Source organism: Mesorhizobium sp. M1A.F.Ca.IN.022.07.1.1 (assembly GCF_003997575.1).
Lineage (GTDB): Bacteria > Pseudomonadota > Alphaproteobacteria > Rhizobiales > Rhizobiaceae > Mesorhizobium.
Window position 1 is genome coordinate 1 of the sequence record NZ_RZST01000544.1, and the last position, 2,406, is coordinate 2,406.

General features: G+C 62.2%; 4 protein-coding genes. 3 read left to right on the plus strand and 1 reads right to left on the minus strand.

What is annotated here, in order from left to right; genetic code table 11:
- The 3 genes from EOA75_RS31885 to ptsN form a co-directional block, all read left to right on the plus strand.
- Positions 1-752 (plus strand): RNA polymerase sigma-54 factor (locus tag EOA75_RS31885; protein ID WP_164747717.1); only part of this gene is annotated, 752 nt, incomplete at its 5' end.
- 313 nt (positions 753-1,065) lie between these two features.
- Positions 1,066-1,650 carry a ribosome-associated translation inhibitor RaiA gene (raiA, locus tag EOA75_RS31890; protein WP_067004045.1) on the plus strand — a complete coding sequence of 195 codons (585 nt, stop codon included), beginning with the start codon at positions 1,066-1,068 and terminating at the stop codon, positions 1,648-1,650.
- Between the two features lie 59 nt (positions 1,651-1,709).
- On the plus strand, positions 1,710-2,174 hold the full coding sequence (gene ptsN, locus EOA75_RS31895) for a PTS IIA-like nitrogen regulatory protein PtsN (protein WP_067004043.1): 465 nt from the start codon (positions 1,710-1,712) through the stop codon (positions 2,172-2,174).
- Positions 2,175-2,292: 118 nt separating this feature from the next.
- On the opposite strand, the gene EOA75_RS31900 is transcribed toward ptsN, so the two are convergent.
- Positions 2,293-2,406, minus strand: a 114-nt coding sequence (locus EOA75_RS31900; RefSeq protein ID WP_127326074.1) for a DUF1150 family protein, incomplete at its 5' end; no start/stop codon positions are given.

A 2,406-nucleotide genomic window follows, 5' to 3' on the forward strand; every position in this document is an offset into this window, starting at 1 on the left:
GCGGCGTCGACGAGGAAGACCTTCTCGACATGCTGGCCGAGATCCGGGCGCTCGATCCGCGTCCCGGCACCGCGTTTTCGGGCGGCGCGAGCGACGCCATCGTTGCCGACGTCGAGGTGCGGGCCGCTGCCGACGGCAGCTGGGCGGTGGAGCTCAACGCCGACACGCTGCCGCGAGTTTTGGTCGATCATGTCTATTTCGCCCGGGTTTCCGGCCATGCCAAGGACCAGGCGGAAAAGGAGTTTCTGGCCGAATGCCTGCAGAACGCCAACTGGCTGACGCGCAGCCTCGACCAGCGGGCGAAGACGATCCTGAAAGTGGCTTCGGAAATCGTGCGCCAGCAGGACGCGTTCCTCGTCCATGGCGTGCGGCATCTCAAGCCGCTCAACCTGCGCACGGTGGCCGACGCGATCGGCATGCATGAATCGACGGTGAGCCGCGTCACTGCCAACAAATACATGCTGACGCCTCGCGGCGTGTTCGAGCTGCGCTATTTCTTCACCGCTTCGATCGCCTCGGCGGAAGGCGGCGAAGCGCATTCGTCGGAAGCCGTGCGTGACCGCATCAAGCAGCTGATCGACGAGGAAAAGCCCGCCGATGTGCTTTCCGACGACGCTATCGTCGACATGCTGCGGGAAAGCGGCGTCGACATCGCCCGCCGCACGGTCGCCAAATACCGGGAAGGCATGAACATTCCTTCATCGGTGCAGCGGCGCCGGGAGAAGCGGGCGCTGGCCAACGCCGGGCGATAGGGCAGTTGATATTCATCGGGCCTGACCTAGTTTGGTCCGAGCTGAGGAATGGCGATTTTTCACAGTTTTCGTGTTTCATTGACAAGCTGCAATGAAGTGTCTAGAAGCCCGCCCGCATGAGCCGGGCCGTGATGCCCGCCTCGCGAATGGCTCCGTCAAAGCGAAGGCCTCGGACGGCCAGAAGGCGACTTGTGATCAACCGGAAAGTTCGGGTCTAAAATCGGCGCGCGTGCCGCCGCAAAGCTTGTGCGCGCGCACCACGGGTATAAACTTGGGACAGTTTGAAGCCTGAGCAGGGAAGGTCAGTTTTCAGATGAATCTGCGCATTTCGGGAAAACACATGGACATCGGCGATGCGTTCCGTACGCGCATCAACGATCGTGTCAACGAAGCGATTGAAAAATATTTCGATCGGGGTTTTTCAGGACATGTAACGGTCATCAAAGCAGGGTCGCGCTTCTCGGCCGATTGCATGATCCGCCTCGATTCCGGCGCCTCGCTGCAGGCGACCGGGGACGCCCAGGATCCCACGCTTGCCTTCGAGGCGGCCGCCGATCGCCTCGAAACGCGGCTCAGGCGCTACAAGCGCCGGCTGAAGTCGCACAATTCCAGCAACGGCAACGGCGAATCCACCGACATCGCCTACGCCGTGATGGAGCCGCTCGCCGACGACGAAGAGGAAATCCCGGAGAACTTCGCTCCGGCCATCGTCGCCGAATCGACCGTGACGCTTCGCACCATGTCGGTTGCGTCTGCCGTCATCGAGCTCGATACCAAGGATAGCCCGGTTTTCGTCTTCCGCAACGCCGGAAACGACCATGTCAATATCGTCTACCGCCGGCCGGATGGAAACATCGGCTGGATTGATCCGTCGACCACCAAAGTTGCGCAGGGATAAGAAAGCCGGCCGCGCGAGGGGGACGACCGGCGCGGTGGCGAGCAAGGGATTTTTCAAGCATGGATCTCAGCGATCTCATCAGCGTCCCGGCTATCATGCCGGCGTTGAAGGCGAATTCCAAAAAACAGCTTCTGCAATTGCTGTCGGAGAGGGCGGCGGCGATTTCAGGCATTCCGGAGCGGGAAGTGTTCGACACCATCCTGCAACGCGAGCGGCTGGGCTCCACCGGCGTCGGCAACGGCATCGCCATTCCGCATGGCAAGCTCGCAGGGGTCAAGCGGATCGCAGGCGTGTTCGCCCGGCTGGAGGCGCCGGTCGATTTCGAGGCGCTCGACGACCAGCCGGTCGACCTGGTGTTTCTGCTGCTTGCGCCCGAAGGCGCCGGCGCCGACCATCTTAAGGCGCTGTCGCGTATCGCGCGCGTGCTGCGCGATGGCGATACGGTGGCCAAGATCAGGGGGACGCGCGACGCAGTGGCGATCCACGCGCTGCTGTCGGACACTCAAGCCTCGCACGCGGCCTGAAGTTTGGGTGAAGCTGGTCTTTGGATAAACCCGGTTTTTGGGATATAACCTTGAGGGGCCGCCGGGAGCGGCCCTTTCCAATTCAGGCAACGACCCCAAATTCAAATAGTGGTTGGGGTCAGTGGATGGCGACCGTGGTCAGGTCGTTCTCCAGCGCACCCGCCAGGGCCCGGTCACGGGCATCGGAAAGCAGGATCGGCTGACCGTTGGCGGCAAACAGCGCCCACAGTTC